The sequence below is a fragment of the Aureimonas sp. AU40 genome (assembly GCF_001463785.1).
GTDB lineage: Bacteria > Pseudomonadota > Alphaproteobacteria > Rhizobiales > Rhizobiaceae > Aureimonas.
In genome coordinates, this window is sequence record NZ_BBWL01000042.1 from 132,295 (window position 1) to 147,734 (window position 15,440).

Here is a 15,440-nt window from a genome sequence, read left to right on the forward strand (position 1 = left end):
CGCGCCGACGCTTTGAGAGCCGAGCGCGGAGGCCGATCGGACACGATCGTCACCTCCGTGCCGATCGGCTCCTTCGTCGTGCCCGCGGCCGACGTCAGCGCGATCGGCGCCGGCGACACGAAGACGGGCGGCGAGGTCCTCGGCCTCGTTGATTCCGCCCTGCCCCGGACCGCGTCCGACGCGCCGTTCCAAGAAATCAAAATATCCCGTGGCGAGCACGTGCTCCCGCCGGCGGCCGCCGAGGCGCTGGGCGAGGAAGGCCTGTGGGCTCTGATCGAACGACTGAAGGGACCGCGCTGATGGCCACGACCGGAGCTGCCGCGACCGCCACGGGCTTCAAATGGCAGGACTACGTGCCGGACCTCATCGCCGGTCCCGCGACCACGCAGGGGACGACCGGCGCGACGTCGGGCACGGGCCAGACGCAGGAAGCTGGCTCGACGACGGACTCGCGCAGCTACACCGGGGCGTTCGAGGGACTCGCCGGCGCCGTTGGCGCGGGAGCGACGACGCTTGTCGGACAGTACCTTGGTCCGAACGGTCAGCCCCAGGTTCCCGGCGAGTACCAGAAGGCGGTCGACGCCGTCTCGGGTCTGACGACGAACGGCACGGCCGGTGCGCAGGGCTATTCCGACAAGCTCGGACAGCTCCAGCAGACCTCTAACGCCCAGTGGCTCGGCTCGCTCGGGAACGTGAACGTGCGCGATGTCGGCACGGGGACGTGGAGCAAGTCGGCATACGACCAGTACGCCAATCCGTACCAGTCAGCAGTCTACGACAGCCAGATGACCGCGCTGACGAAGAGCCAGGCCGAGGAGAAGGCCGCTCTCGACGCCAAGCTCGCAAAGGCCGGGTCCTTCGGTAGCCGCGGCCAGATCGCGGCTGGACAGCTTGCGGCAGACCAGGCGTCGCTCAAGACGCAGACCGGCGCCAAGCTCCTTTCTGACGGCTACGACAAGGCGTTCGCCGCCTTCACCTCGGACCAGGGCCGCAAGCTGGACGCCGACAAGGCCAACCAGGGCGCCGACGTCTCGCGCGAGCAGATCGAGAGCGGGAACGCGTCGACGGCCATCGGCGCGAACCAGAACGCCGACAAGTTCGAGCTGGAGAAGCTCAAGACCGGCGTCGCGAACGAGCTCAGCATCGCAAATTCAAAGATGTCGGCGGCCGAGCTGATGGCTCAGCTCGCGCAGGGCAAGTTCGAGATGGCCGTGAAGCAGTCCGGTTTGCCGTTGGAGCGGCTGACTGCGCTCGCGCAGATTCTGAACGTCGGCACGACGACCTCGACGAAGACCAACCAGTCGACGACGAACACGCAGTCGAACGAGCAGTCGAAGACTAACCTGACGAAGCAGACGCAGCAGGAGGGCTTGTCCGACGCCGAGAAGAAGGAGCTCGAGAACGGGGGAACGAAGACGCCGGGCACCACGACCCCCGGCGGCACGACCACGCCCGGCACGACGACTCCGAGCACTGGCGGCAATCTGCCCGGCTACGAGCAGCCGTATCCCGCGCCTACGAAGCCGTCGACGGTGCCGACCGGCGCCGTCTGGACGCCTCCCAAGACCGGTTCGCCGACGGGGACGCAGGGCACGTGGGTCGATCCGAAGACGGGCGACGTCTACAACCAGAGCGGAACGAAGACGACGACCGGCACGGGCCAGACGACGATCGGCGGCCAGGCGCCCGGTTCGACGGAGCCGCCGCAGAAGCCGTCGACGATTCCGGCCGGAGTCGTGTGGGATCCGTCGATCAACGGCTGGAAGAACCCGACGACGGGGACCGTCTGGGGCGCCGACGGCAAGGAGTACAAGCTCGAGAACGGTTCGTGGAAGCCCGTCGCCGGCACCACGACGCAGGGTACGACCACGCCCGGAGGAACGACCACGCCCGGCACCACGTCTCCCGGGGGGACGACCACGCCCGGCACGACCGACCCGACCACGCCTCCGACGACCGGCACCCCGGTGACTCCGCCCCCCGGCTCGACCGTGAATCCGGACGGCTCCTACAACGACCCGAACGGCAACCTGTTCGACAAGGACGGAACCGCCATTCCGTCCGTCAGCTACACGCCGACGGCGACGTCGCCCGACGTCAAGGTCTCGGCGTCGGCGCTGGCCTCGTCGTCGTTCGCCTTCACCCGCCCCGACCTCGTCGCGGCGGGACGCGAACCGCTGGCCATCACGCCGGCCCAGGCGAATCAGATCGCGTCGTCCATCAACCTCCTGTCCTCGAAGCCGGCCTCCGCTTCCGCGCCCGTGTTCGAGGGCGGAAGCAATCCGTCCATCAGCCAGACCTACACTTGGACGACGGACAAGGAGCAGGCCATTTCCGCGACGGTCGACGCGATCGACGGCGGCGCCTACGTCGTCAGCCTGCCCGCCTCGCGCTTCGGCCCCATCGCCGGCAGCGAGGCCTGGCAGGTGCAGTCCTACCGCTACGAGCCGACGAGCGGGAAGGTGAGCATGGGCGACGGCGCGGGGTCGAACTTCAGCGAGACGAACGCCGTCACCGGACCCTTCGCGGACTTCATCAAGGGCGTCACCGGCATGGCGAAGGTCAACATCGACCAGGCGCTCGCCGGCGGAGCGTATGCGGGCGGCGGCGTGCAGACGCCCGTCGGCATGTATGCCGACGGCGGCGTCGTGCGCGGGGACGATCCCCTCGCCCGCATCGCCGCGTCGTACCGGAACGGCGGCCTCGTGGGCTACGCGGACGGCGGTCTCGTCGGGTCCGGCTTCGACACGCTCGGCCTGCCGATGGACTCCGGATACCTCGGCCGGGTCGACGCCTTCCGCCGGCGCCCGACGAGGAAGCCCGACCTCGCGACCATGGACCTCGCGACCGCGATCTCCTCGCCCGCGACCCGCATCGACCCCGACGCCGCTCTCGAGAAGGGTCTTGGCCGCTTCGTAAACCGCGTCACCGCCGACGGCGCCGCGCTGATCGAGATCCCGGACGAGGTCGCGAAGCCGAAGGCCTCCACGCCCGACTTCAAGGAGTCGGACGAGCTGTTCGACCAGTCCAAGGAGTTCCTGGACGATTCGGCCGACACGGCTAGGTCGCTCGCCGACATCGACCTGGCCGGGTTCTCGTTCGACCCGCTCGCCACCACCCGCCTCGGCGAGGGCACCGGCGACGAGCGCTACGACGCCCTGATGGCCCAGCTCGCGGCCAAGGAGAACTCGCCGTTCGCCGCCATCGGTAAGGGTTACATGGCGCGCCAGGCCCGCGATCTCGGCATTGCGGCGAAGCGCTTCGACGCCGGTCAGACGGTCGCGAACTTCGAGGCGGACAAGCTGAAGTCGATCGCGACGGCGGAAGCGGGCCTCGCCGGCAAGTCGGCCGAGCTCGCCGGGCTCGACATGCAGCGCGACCTGGACAAGGACAGCTACCAGGCCCGCCTTGACACCCTGCTGCTCGGTCCGGAAGTGGCACGCGCCCAGATCGCCGCGTCGAAGGCCACGGCTTCGACAGGCGACGCCGGCGGCCTGCAGACCGTGTGGGGCAAGGACGCGGACGGCAACCCCGTCGCGCTCCAGCAGACCAAGGACGGCAAGCTGCGCCGGCTCGAGACGCCGGACGGCGTGAATCCCACGTCGCTCTACGAGAAGGCTTTCGAGACCGAGGGCGGGAAGAAGGCCGGCGGCATCGCCGCGCAGGCTATCGCCGACGCACCCAAGGCGCTGACCGCGGCCGACACGATGATGGGGACGATCGACGGGATCCTGAACGACGGCAATCTCGGATCGGCGACGGGTCTTTCGGGCAAGATCCTGGGCGCCATTCCCGGGACGGCGACTTACGGCACGAAGTCCCGCATGAAGCAGCTCGAGGGCCAGGCCTTCCTGCAGGCGTTCGAGAGCCTCCGCGGCGGCGGCGCGATAACCGAAATCGAGGGTCTCAAGGCCACTCAGGCCATCGCGGCGCTCGATTCGGCGCAGAGCGAGGACGACTACCGCCGCGCTCTGAACGGTCTCAAGGAGGTCGTCATGCAGGGTCGCGCCCGGGCGCAGGCCAAGCTCGAGAACCGCCCGTTCGAGGAGACCTCGGGGGCGGCTCCGGCTGCCGGCAGCGCGTCGGCGGCGGGTCCGGACTTCTCCTCGATGAGCGACGAGGACCTCGAACGAATCGCGAGGGGTGGCTGACATGCAGATCACGGCAGAACAGGCCGCCGCCGAGCTCGCCCGTCGTCGCGGCACCGTGCAGGCACCGGCACCCGTCGCGGCCCCCGCCATCACCGCGGAGGCCGCTGCAGCCGAACTCGCACGCCGGAAGGAGGCGGCCGCCGCGGCCCAGGCAGAGATCGAGAAGCGGCGCATCGCCGACCCTCGGTCTTTCCGCGACTTCCAGCTGCGTGCGGCCACCGAGGATCGCGGCGGCATGGACGCGTTCCAGCAAGGCGCGGCGCAGGGCATGTCGCTCGGCCTGATGGACGAGCTGACCGGCGCCCTGCTGACGCCCGTCGAACTCGGCATCGGGGCGTTCTCCGGCGAGGACGAGGACAAAGGGATCCTTGATCGGATCGCGGACAGCTACGGCCGCGCCCGCGACCTGTCCCGCCGGTCCATGGATACGGCCCGGGAGAACCACGGCGGCGCGGCTCTCGCCGGCGAGCTGTCCGGCGGCCTGATGACCGGAGCCGCGTCCGTCGCGACCGCCCTACCCGCCGCGACGACGCGCCTGGCCAAGGTCGGCGTGGCCGCGGCCGACGGCGCGCTTCAAGGCGGCATCGCCGGCTTCGGCTCGGGCGAAGGCCTCGGCGACAGCGTCGAACGCGCCGGTACGGGTGCCGTGCTCGGCCTCGGTCTCGGCGCCGGCGTCTCGGCGGCCGCACCGGTCATCGGAAAGACGGTATCGGCCGGGAGGACGGCGATCGTCCCGTTCACGAAGTCGGGCCAGGAGCGCCTGGCGGCGGAGAAGCTCGGCTCGGGCGCTTCCGATCTGGTCGGCCTGCGTGCGGCTCTCGCCTCGCCGACGCCGGACCTCGTGCCGGGATCGGCTCCGACGACGTTCCAGCTGACGGGCGATATGGGAGTCGGCGGACTGGAGCGGGCTGCGGCGACGCGTGCCCCTGCCCCGTTCCAGGATCGTCGTGCGGCGCAGAACAGCGCACGCCTCGGCACCATGGGCGGCGTCGAGACCGGCGGCGCGGCGGAGTCCGTGGCGGCCGCGGCGCGCCTCGGCTTCGACGACCTCGACCGATCGACGCAGAGCCTGCTCGACGACGCGACGAACACCGCCCGCCGGGCGACGGACGCGGTCGGACCGGGCATGACGCCGGACGTCGCGGGCGACACCATGCGGCTCGGGCTCGAGGCGGACCGGCGCGTCGTGAAGGACGCCGAGCGCGGCCTGTGGGATTCGGTCGATCCGGACGGGACGCTGACGCTCGGCCTGCCCGGCCTGCGCTCGCGTGCGAACGATCTGGTGGCGACGCACTCGAAGTTCGCCAAGCCGATGGAGGGCGACGAGGCCGACATAATCGGATCGATCAAGGGCATCGGCGATCAGATGCCGTTCTCCGACGTCCAGGCTCTCAAGTCCCGGATCTACAACGCCGGCAAGAAGGAGCGCATCGACAACGGCGAGACGCCGGCGCACCGCCGTCTCGGCCTCCTCGGTTCGTCCCTGGTCGACGACCTCGACAACGCCGCGTCCGGCGCGCCCTTCGCGGACGGCAGTCTGCCGACCTTCGACCAGGCGGCCCGCGACCGACTTTCGGCCGCCAACAAGGCGACGAAGGACCGGTTCGAGACGTTCGACAACCCGACGCTCGGGCCGATCCGCGCCCGCCCGATGGATTCCTCGCCGTACGACATGCCGGCGTCGGCCGTTCCCGGACGTATCTTCTACGGCGAGCCCAGGTCGTTCGACGCGGTCAACACGTTCCGCAAGGCCGTCGGCGATCAGGCCGCCCGCGACGCGCTCCAGGGCTACGTCGTCGACCGTCTGCGCAAGACCGCCCTGTCGGCCGACGGGACGCTCGACGCGGCGCGCCTGGCCTCGTTCCGGCAGCAGCACGCCGACGCGTTGCGCGCCTTCCCGGATCTCGACCGGAAGTTCGCGGACGCCGGCACGGCCTCGACGGCCATGGCCGAGGTCGCGGCTTCGCGCACGAAGAGCCTCGCGGATTACGAGAAGGGCGTCCTCGGCTCGCTGATGAAGCTGGACGATCCGGCCGACGTGACGAAGACGATCGGCGGCATCTTCAACTCGCGCGACGGCGTGTCCCGCATGACGAAGATCGCGGGCGCGGTGGCCGGCGATCCGGACGCGCAGCAGGGCCTCCGCCGGGCGGTGGTCGACCACATGAAGGGGAAGCTCGTCTCGAACACCGAGGCGGCGACGTCCGGCGAGGCGCTCCTGAAGAGCGACGCCTTCCAGACGTTCGTCGGCGGCAACCGCGCCACGCTGAAGGCGGCGGGCTTCACGGACGCGGAGCTTGACACGTTCGGCGCGATCGCGGCCGACATCCAGCGGTCGAACCGGTCGCTGACGGCCGTCAAGATTCCGGGGCAGTCGAACACGGCGCAGGACGTCGGCTCAGTTTTGAGCCGCGTCCTCCAGGCGTCGGGATCGAAGGGCGGCGGGCTCGGGCTCGGCGGCGTCGGCTTCCTCGCCGGCGGGCTGCCGGGCGCCGTCGCGGGCGGTCTGACGGCCGGCGCGGCTAAGATGCTGTCGATCATGAAGCAGAACGGGCTGTCGCGGGTCGAGGACATCCTCGAGGACGCCCTTCTCAATCCGGACCGCGCCAGAATCCTGCTGCAGCGCCTCGATCCGAACGCGTCTCCCGTCGAATGGGAGAAGATCGCGAACGCCTTCGCCCGCGCCGGCACGACCGCCACCAACATTGAGTCCGGCGCAGAGCCGCGCTCCCGCGCACCGTTCCAGAACTGAGGATATCGACATGATGCCGTTCCAGTCCGCCCCGCCCGCCGGCGGCACCGCTTCCCCCCTCGCCGAGGCCCTCGCCAAGGAAGGTTTGATGGCCCCGATTCAGACCGCCAGCCCGGGTCCGGCCGCGATGAGGTCCGCGCCTCCGCTCGGTGCCGGCTTCATGCCCGCGCCCGCGATGCCGGGTGCGATACCCGGAGGCATGCCGGCGCCGGGGATGCAGCAGCCGCAGCCGCCCGCCGGTGGCGTTCCAGGGATGCCGTTCCAGCAGATGGGCGGACCGAACATGGGTCAGGGGATGCCGGGAAGCACCGGTCAGGCCGGGGCGATGGTGCCGAAGCCCGGCATGCCCTTCGCGGGCGCGCCAGGCCCAGCCGCGGCCGCTCCGGGAGGTTCGGCGGCGGGTGGTGCGCAGCCGCAGCAGCGGCCGCCGTTCGGTTAAGGGCCGGCGTTGTAGATCTGGTGAATGCGGTCGAGAAGCTGCGCGATCATGCCTGCACGCCCTTCAGCGTTGTTGAGGTAGGGTATGTACCTAATTGGCTTTAGATCGAACGGTACGTCATCCGCATTCTGTGTCAGAAGGATCGTCTGCCTTCCGAGAGCGTGAGCGATGCCGGCTTCATAGAGAACGTTGCGATTCTTGCCTGTCAGATCCAGGATCACGATGCGGGACCGGTCGATCAGGGACACGATATCTGCCAGGATATGATCGTTCTGCCAGATGTCGTCAGCCCGGTTGCACTTCAATCCGTTGGCTTGCGCCATCGCCTTGATATCGTCGTAGACACCGGCACAGCGTTGATCGAATGGCATCATGACCGAGATCTGGAGATTCTCGATCTTCTCAGGATCGGCAACCCGGAACAGCGTCGGCCCCTTTCGCTGCGGACGATCCAAGCGAAGGATCGTTCGATACAGATCGATATCCTTGATCGCCCAATGCGTTCGACGGAATTCCCATTCATCCATGCCGAAGTCGGCCATGCGAGCGTAGATGTCGCCGTTCCTTACCGAAGGTATGCCGTGCTCGAAGGCGACCTCGAGACGAACCTCTCCACGTTCGACGTTGGCCGACATTATGCGCCCGACGCGAGCAACTTCGTCGCCGAAGCCCTCATCCATCATGAGGCACGGTAGCCTCTTCATGTCGTCGAGGCGAAGCGCATTCCCCACCGAGAACTGCGCCTTCACTGCTGCCTCCGTGTATTCGAAGACTCGACCAACCTCGAGGCTGGATCGCCCCTCTGCGACCCGCGTGAACCCGACCATCAAATTGAACAAGGACAACCCCATCAAATCACTGATGGAGCAACGATAACGCCTCGGTTCCAGAACGATAAGAGATCATCGTTCGCTTTAGCTTCCTCGGCGTCGTCGAGCTACTCGTCCCCGACGCTCTCGTAGATCCCCTTCGGCGCCAATCCGGTGCATGCCTCCCAGCTGCTGCTGATCGAGACGCGCCCCGGATCGAGGTCGAACACCCCGAACGGACGCCCCTGCGCCTCCCCGACCGCGATCCCCGTCACCGTCGTCCCGCCGACCACCGCGCTCCCGAGCTCGACCTCGGTCTCGAACTCGCACACCGGCGTCAGCGTGTGGTCCCGCGGGTCCGTCGCCGTCCATTTCAGATGCCAGCTGTCGCGCCCGCTCGGCAGCATGCGCAGCTCGCATACGTGCGGCCCGCATTCGCGCTGGTAGTGTCCGGAGTATCGGTCCGCGGCCGCCGCCGGCATGGCGCAGGCGAGCAGGAGGGTGGCGAGGATGAGTCGCATGGTCTTCTCCATGGATGTCGGGTTTCAGATCGGCGTGTGCTTGACGACGGGACGGCCGGCGCCGCAGTCGACGCGGCTGACGCGACCCGCCGCCTCGTCGACGACCCAGAAGCGCGTAACCGTGCGCCGCAGCTCGTCGTAGCGTTCGAGGAGGTCGAGGACGCTCTCCATGGCGTCGAGGTCGAGGATGGGCTCGGGACGCTCGGGCATGCGGCGCAGGCGCATGAGGAGGTCCGACCGCGTCGTCCCGCCGGCGACGAAGACGTCGACGACGTCGCCGGGAGGACGCCGCTGTTCGGGATGGTGCGATCGAAGCCTTTCGACGCGGCCAGGCGGCGGACGTGGTCTTCGTGGCTCATGGCTTCGCCTCCTTCGTGTCGCCCTCGTCTTCGTAGATCGCCGCCAGCAACGGCTCGACGTCCAGCCGGGACAGGACCGTCGCCGCCGTCCGCGACCGCTCGTCGAACTCGGGGCCGATCGCCTCCGGCCAGACCATCGGTTCCGGCCGCGTCAGGCGATGGACGGCGGCGACGGCTTCGACGGGCACGCCGTACCGACCGCAGACGACCGTCCAGGGCCGCATGCCGACTACGTCGCGCCGGATGGCCCATTCGTCCACGATCCCGAGTCGGCGCTTCGCCTCCTCCCATCCGATCTCGCCGGCGACCAGCGCGGACAGCGTCGCGACGTGATCGTTCCGCCGGTTCACCTCGACGACCATGCCGGGCCGGAAGTTTCGGTTGCCCGTGCCGAGGCCCTTCGGATTGCAGACGATCCGCGTGGCGCCGAACCGGTAGTCGAACGATTCGTGCGTGTGCCCGTGAATCCAGAGGTCGGGCTGCCCCGAAAGGATGAGCATCTCGAGGTCCGAGGCGAAGCAGGGCGTCAGATAGTGGCCTTGCCAGAGCGGCGCGACGGAGAACGGGTGCGGCGCGTGATGCGTGACGACGACCGTAGGACCTTCGAAGGGCGTCGCCAGCATCTCGCGCAGCCATTCCCGCGACGCCTGGTGCTTCTGGATGGACGACGCCGGAGTGAAGCGCGACGCCATCGCCCCGCCCATCGGTTCGTCCTCGTAGATCTGGTGGTAGTCGAGCATGTCGGCGCGGGCGGCGCGCATCGACTGGTCGCGGTTCTCGAAGCCGTGTAGCTCGAAGTCAGTCCACAGCGTCGCGCCGAGGAAGCGCGTCCCGCCGATGACGACGGCGTCGTTCTCGAGGAAATGGACGCGGTCGTCCGAGGCCGCCTGCCCTGCGCGGACGGCGGAGATCAGGCCCAACCCGAAGAATTCGTGGTTGCCCGCCACGACGACGACGGGCTGCGGGAAGTGCGCCCGCGCCCACGCCACGGCGTCCGCCGGCGAATCGAGGATGTCGCCGGCGAGGACGACGACGTCGGCGTCCACGGGTGCGGGCGCACGCGCCTTGTCGGCGTCGGAGGCCATGTGGAGGTCGGAGAGGACGTGGATGCGCATCAGACCGTCGGCCCTTGCGGCTCGTCGTTCTCGTCGCGGATATCGGCGGCTTCGCGCGGCCATTCGGCATGGTCTGCCCGCGTCGACGCTATCGGCGGCGACACGCGGGAGAGGAAGATGTCCGGATGGTCCCACGCATGGTCGACGGTCGCGGCGTCGTAGCCCGGACGAGGGCCGACCTCGACGTCGAGGACGAGACCGGGGTTGAACTGCCGGTTCTCGATCGTCGGCAGCGACTTCGGCGAAGCGTGCTTCATGACGTAGCCCCTCGGATTGCAGACCACCCGCGTGCGCCCGAGCATGTAGTCCAAGCAATGGTGGACGTGCCCGTGGATCCAGAGGTCGGGTTCGAAGCGGCGGATGAGGTCGTCGAGGTCGGAGGCGTAGGCGGCGTCCAGCGCCTTCGTCGCCTTGCCGTCCTCGAGCGAACGGACCGACGGCGCGTGGTGCGTGATCACGACCGTCGGGCCGTCGAATGGCGTCGAGAGCACTGCTTCGATGGCGCGCAGCTGGCGGTGGTGCGCATCGATGTAATGCCGGATGTGGCGCGTATGCTTGCGCCCTTCCCAACGAATTGCACGCCAGTCGGTCATGTAGGCCATGAAGTCGCGCTGCGAGGTGTAGCCATCGCCGTAGCTGTTGAAGTCGGTCCAGAGCGTGGCGCCTACGAAGCGGACGCCGCCAATGATCGTGCTGTCGCCGTCGAGGACCTGGATGCGGTCGCCCATGGTCGTCTTCCGACGGAAGCGGGCGACCTCGTCGTCGAGCGAGGCGCCGTAGAAGTCGTGGTTACCGGCGACGACGAGCAGCGGCATGTCCGCCGGCGCATTCTTCTCGAGCCAGAGACGGGCCTGCCCGGAGAGGCGGCCGCCAACGTCGCCGGCGACGATCGCGACGTCGGCCTCGACGCCCTTCGGCAGAGCATACGGTCCGACGTCGTTGTGGATGTCGCTTTGAATCCAGAGTCGAGTACTGGTCATGCCGGCCTCCTTGCCGATGTCAGGAGCTACGGCGTCGCATACGCCGTAGAAAGATTTCAGGGCTTGGGCGGCGCGTCGCGGCCCTTCAGGATGTCGTCGTAGACGGCGCTCTGCAGGATGCAGAAACCCATGCCGGCGCGCTGGTCCCGCGTGCGGAGCATGCTCCACACCGAGATGGCCTGGTGGGCGAACTCGATGGCTGGGATGCCCTCGCGGGCTTCGATTTCGGCCACGCGGGCGGCGACGTCGGGCGCAAGAGCAAGGATCATTGACGCACCTCGAACTTCGAGCGGACCGTGATCATGGTGTCGACGGCGCGGCGCAGGGAACGTAGCGATCCCCCGGTCCAGATACGGCGGAGAACGTCCTCCTCGTCGGGGTCGAGCGGCGGCAGAAGGCCCTCCTGGCCGGTCTCGAGCGCGATGTCTTCCACGATTCGACGGACCAGCGTTCCGATGTGCTCCGGCCCGGGATCCGGCATGCGAAGGATGCGGAAGCGGTCGCGGAGCGGCGCCGTCAGGCCGTCGAGCGAGTTGCAGGTGGCGATGTAGTTGACCTGCGAGAGGTCGGCCGACATGTCGAGCGCCGTCTCGTGGTAGCGGCTGGACGTGTGAGGCTCGAGGAACGGCAGCAGAGCCGCCTCGAGGTTGCCGCTGCGGTGGTTTCCCGCCTTCTCGATCTCGTCGAGGATTACGATCGGGTTCGCGATACCGGACTGGCGGATGAGCTCGAGCGGCGTCGACGCTGAGGCGGTCGACCAACGCGATGGCGTGCCCCCGAAGGAATTGTCGGCCGAGCTGGCGCACGGGTAGATGATCGTGCGCAGGCCGAGAAGCTCGGCGATCGCGATCGCCAGCGAGGTCTTGCCGGTGCCGGGGCCGCCGACGAGGAGGACAGGCTTGAAGCGGATGGGCTGGCCGTAGCGGAGCTCCGACGCGATCGCACGGATGATCGAGACCGCGTGCGGCCACTGGCGTTCGAGCGTGGGGGTATGCTGGTACGTGAAGCGGTGGAGCGGCATCGGTGCCGTCAGCGCCTGATACATCTTGCTGATGTCGCGCTTCTCTGACGTCTTGTGGCCGTCGACGGGGCGAAGGACCTGGTGCGTCGGGAGGGCCGCCGGAGCGCCGGAGCGCAGCTCCTTCACGATCGAGAACGCCTCCTCCGTATCGGCGTCGTCCAGCGCATCATGCTCGGGAACCTGGTCGTCGAACTCGAGGATGCCCTCGGCCGAGATCTGGTTTGTGACGAACGGCAGGAAGCGGCTCAGCTGCTCGGCCTGGGTCGCGAGCTCGAGGATGCCGGCGCCAAGGATCTGATTCTGGAAATCCGCATCGGCGTTGATCGGGTCGGCGAAAACTACGTTGCTCGCGAGGCCGGCTGAGTATGCGCGGCGCCAGACGGTCGCGAGGGGATCGGCGATCGACAGGATCTGCGCGGCCGCGCCGTCGCAGCCGACGAGCGCGGCGTACCATGCCAAGCGCGTCTTCGTGTGGGGAGGAAACACAGTATGGTGGCCTGGAAGCGCGCCGACGTGCTTCCACACGGCACGGATCGTCGCGGCCGCGGGGACGACCTCGAGCTTCTCGACGAGCGGGAGGAGCTTGACGGAGAGCGTGTTGTGCGACTGCGACGTGCGCAGGAACTCGGCCCATAGGATCGCGAAACCGCGGACATCGAGTGCCAGAGAGCCGCTGGTCGGGGGATGGCCGGAGAGCACATCCTCCAGCGCTGGGGGTTCGCCGGCGAGGATCCGGCGGTCGAGTTCGGCGCGGGCGGCGACGTCGCGGAGATAGCGCTGGGCGTACAGACGGAATTCGTCTGGGGAGTGGTCGGGCATCCGGTTCAATTCCTTCAAAGTGCGGCCTGTGCCGTCTTGAGAAGGATAAGAACACAGAGAGGTGGACCTAGTCTTTAGGGAGTGGGTCCAATTGTACGCGTGTGCTCGCAATCTGGAAAAAAAGGCGTTCGCGGGCGTCCATCGCCTGCAATTTCGTCTGCGCTTCGGCGATTCCGACTAGAGCATGGGCGAGTTTCAGCTGCAGCGGACGGCGCATCGTGGTGTTCCCGCTGATCCACCTCTCCGCGGTGCGGTGGTTCACGCCGAACAGGCTCTTCAGTTCGTAGACCGGGTCGGCGGCGACGGCGGCAAGCCTATCCATCAGGGCGTGCTGCTGCATGCTCTCCGCGACGGCTTGCATATAGAGATATTCGTCAGGCCAGATATCCGGGTGCTCCCAAAACGGGGCTTTTTCGTCTGCCATGATTCCTCGCAAATGTAGGAACGGGCACCATGACGCATGTGCCTTTCTCCGGCATGAACACCGAAACCACCGCGAATTGCCGCGAATTACCGACCGGGAACAAACGGGCATTCATGGTATCGAGTGGAGAGCGCAAACCCAGGCCACACGGGCATTTCGGGTTACGGCCCCCGCGTTCACACCGAGGGGGTCACAGGTTCGATCCCTGTCGCGCCCACCATTAAATCAGCAACTTACGATGCGAATGCGAGTGTATCGTCAGGCTTTTCTGGCCTGCACATTAGACTCGTAGTCGGCGCTTCGCTGCCTTCGATTTCCTGTCATTTGCCAGTTTGTGCGTTGTTTCCCTCTCGCCTCCAGATCGGATGAGAGTTTTCTCATGACCGACTGTCGTGCGGGCAGGCGTTTGCTCCGTAACGGGATGGCGGCCGTTCGGACCTAGAGCAGCTTCTCATCGGCTGCCGATCGATCCGCGTTTCCCTCCCATCGAATTTTGATTCTATCGCTGGCGATCCGGCAAGCTTTGCGCGAGCTCGAACCAGTCAACGTTGAGACGCCCCAGCGCGTAAGAGAAGGCGGAGCGCGGTTGCCCGGCGCTCCGCCCTTTCGGTTCAGACCAGCTTCAGCAGGTCGTCGATGGACTTCTTGGCATCGCCGTAGAACATCCGCGTGTTCTCCTTGTAGAAGAGCGGGTTCTCGATCCCGGAATAGCCCGTACCCTGCCCGCGCTTGGAGACGATCACCCGGCGCGCCTTCCAGACCTCGATCACCGGCATGCCGGCGATCGGGGAGTTCGGGTCCTCTTCCGCCGCCGGGTTCACGATGTCGTTCGAGCCGACGACGATCGCGACGTCCGTGGTCGGGAAGTCCTCGTTGATCTCGTCCATTTCCAGAACGATGTCGTAGGGCACCTTGGCTTCCGCCAAGAGCACGTTCATGTGCCCAGGCAGGCGCCCGGCGACCGGGTGGATCGCGAAGCGCACCGTCTTGCCCTTGGCCCGAAGACGCCGGGTCAGCTCCGAGATCGAGCCTTGAGCCTGGGCCACCGCCATGCCGTAGCCGGGAACGATGACGATCGAGTCCGCGTCCTCCAGCGCTTGCGCCACGCCGTCGACATCGATGGCGATCTGCTCGCCCGTGATCTCCTGCGCCGGGCCGGACGTGCCGCCCCAGCCGCCCAGAATGACCGAGACGAAGTTCCGGTTCATCGCCCGGCACATGATGTAGGAGAGGATGGCGCCCGACGAGCCGACCAGCGCGCCGGTGACGATCAGGAGATCGTTCGACAGCGTGAAGCCGATCGCCGCCGCCGCCCAGCCGGAATAGCTGTTCAGCATGGAAACGACGACGGGCATATCCGCCCCACCGATCGCCATGATGAGATGCCAGCCGAGCGCGCCCGCCAGGATCGCGACGAGGATCAGCGTCCAGATGCCGGCCCCGTTGAAGTAGACAAGGCCTAGGATCAGGCTGACGACGAGGCCCGCCAGATTGATCGCATGCCGATTGGGCAGGACCAGCGCCTTGGAATCCAGGCGCCCCGAGAGCTTGCCGTAGGCGACCACCGAGCCGGTGAAGGTGACGGCGCCGATGAACACGCCGAGGAACACCTCGACACGCATGATCGACAGTTCCACCGGCGTCTTATGGGCGAGCGTCGCGGCGAAGCCCGTGAGAAGGTCGCCTGTGCCGGTGGCCAGCGCATGAGCGACATGGGCCGCCTCGATATCGGCGTTGAAGCCGATGAACACGGCGGCCAGCCCGACGAAGGAATGGAGAGCGGCGACGAGCTCAGGCATCTGCGTCATCTGCACGCGGCCGGCGAGCCAGCCGCCAGTGAGGCCGCCGATGACGATAAGCGGCACGACCAGCCAGAGCGCGCCGACGGCGGGCCCGGTGATGGTGGCGAAGACGGCCAGCGCCATTCCGACGATGCCGTACCACACGGCGCGCTTGGCGCTTTCCTGGTTGGACAGGCCGCCCAGGGACAGGATGAAGAGGATGGAGGCGACGATATAGGACGCGCCGACGAGACCTTGGCTCATGTGAT

General features: G+C 67.7%; 13 protein-coding genes. 4 read left to right on the plus strand and 9 right to left on the minus strand.

Features of this window, described 5'->3' with window-relative positions; genetic code table 11:
• The first annotated feature begins 57 nt into the window (after positions 1–57).
• The 4 genes from AUL32_RS16815 to AUL32_RS16830 are packed head-to-tail and all read left to right on the plus strand — an operon-like array spanning position 58 to position 7,342.
• Positions 58–300, plus strand: coding sequence for a hypothetical protein (locus AUL32_RS16815; RefSeq protein ID WP_156421511.1), 243 nt, complete (start codon positions 58–60; stop codon positions 298–300).
• Positions 300–4,151 carry a hypothetical protein gene (locus AUL32_RS16820; RefSeq protein ID WP_062117329.1) on the plus strand — a complete coding sequence of 1,284 codons (3,852 nt, stop codon included), beginning with the start codon at positions 300–302 and terminating at the stop codon, positions 4,149–4,151. The genes AUL32_RS16815 and AUL32_RS16820 overlap by 1 nt, the downstream gene beginning before the upstream one ends.
• Before the next feature lies 1 nt (position 4,152).
• Positions 4,153–6,903 carry a hypothetical protein gene (locus AUL32_RS16825; RefSeq protein ID WP_062117332.1) on the plus strand — a complete coding sequence of 917 codons (2,751 nt, stop codon included), beginning with the start codon at positions 4,153–4,155 and terminating at the stop codon, positions 6,901–6,903.
• 10 nt (positions 6,904–6,913) lie between these two features.
• Positions 6,914–7,342 carry a hypothetical protein gene (locus AUL32_RS16830; RefSeq protein ID WP_062117335.1) on the plus strand — a complete coding sequence of 143 codons (429 nt, stop codon included), beginning with the start codon at positions 6,914–6,916 and terminating at the stop codon, positions 7,340–7,342.
• Here the strand turns inward: AUL32_RS16830 and AUL32_RS26040 are convergent.
• The 9 genes from AUL32_RS26040 to AUL32_RS16880 all read right to left on the minus strand — a co-directional run bounded on the left by AUL32_RS26040 (position 7,339) and on the right by AUL32_RS16880 (position 15,435).
• Positions 7,339–8,091, minus strand: coding sequence for a hypothetical protein (locus AUL32_RS26040; protein WP_244497934.1), 753 nt, complete (start codon positions 8,089–8,091; stop codon positions 7,339–7,341). The two genes, AUL32_RS16830 and AUL32_RS26040, sit on opposite strands and share 4 nt — an antisense overlap.
• Positions 8,092–8,279: 188 nt before the next feature.
• Positions 8,280–8,684 (minus strand): hypothetical protein, encoded by a 405-nt coding sequence (locus AUL32_RS16840; protein WP_062117338.1) that lies wholly within the window; start codon positions 8,682–8,684, stop codon positions 8,280–8,282.
• A 12-nt stretch (positions 8,685–8,696) separates the two neighbouring features.
• Positions 8,697–8,897 carry a hypothetical protein gene (locus AUL32_RS16845; RefSeq protein ID WP_062117340.1) on the minus strand — a complete coding sequence of 67 codons (201 nt, stop codon included), beginning with the start codon at positions 8,895–8,897 and terminating at the stop codon, positions 8,697–8,699.
• 130 nt (positions 8,898–9,027) lie between these two features.
• Positions 9,028–10,209, minus strand: a complete 1,182-nt coding sequence (locus AUL32_RS24610; protein ID WP_306302897.1) for a metallophosphoesterase — start codon at positions 10,207–10,209, stop codon at positions 9,028–9,030.
• Positions 10,146–11,126, minus strand: a complete 981-nt coding sequence (locus AUL32_RS16855) for a metallophosphoesterase (protein WP_062117343.1) — start codon at positions 11,124–11,126, stop codon at positions 10,146–10,148. The genes AUL32_RS24610 and AUL32_RS16855 overlap by 64 nt, the downstream gene beginning before the upstream one ends.
• A gap of 56 nt (positions 11,127–11,182) precedes the next feature.
• Complete coding sequence (locus AUL32_RS16860) at positions 11,183–11,395, minus strand: hypothetical protein (RefSeq protein WP_062117346.1); 213 nt, start codon at positions 11,393–11,395, stop codon at positions 11,183–11,185.
• On the minus strand, positions 11,392–12,966 hold the full coding sequence (locus AUL32_RS16865) for an AAA family ATPase (protein ID WP_062117349.1): 1,575 nt from the start codon (positions 12,964–12,966) through the stop codon (positions 11,392–11,394). The genes AUL32_RS16860 and AUL32_RS16865 overlap by 4 nt, the downstream gene beginning before the upstream one ends.
• A 67-nt stretch (positions 12,967–13,033) precedes the next feature.
• Positions 13,034–13,390 carry a hypothetical protein gene (locus AUL32_RS16870; protein WP_062117352.1) on the minus strand — a complete coding sequence of 119 codons (357 nt, stop codon included), beginning with the start codon at positions 13,388–13,390 and terminating at the stop codon, positions 13,034–13,036.
• 611 nt (positions 13,391–14,001) lie between these two features.
• Positions 14,002–15,435 (minus strand): NAD(P)(+) transhydrogenase (Re/Si-specific) subunit beta, encoded by a 1,434-nt coding sequence (locus AUL32_RS16880; protein ID WP_062117355.1) that lies wholly within the window; start codon positions 15,433–15,435, stop codon positions 14,002–14,004.
• Positions 15,436–15,440: the final 5 nt, after the last annotated feature.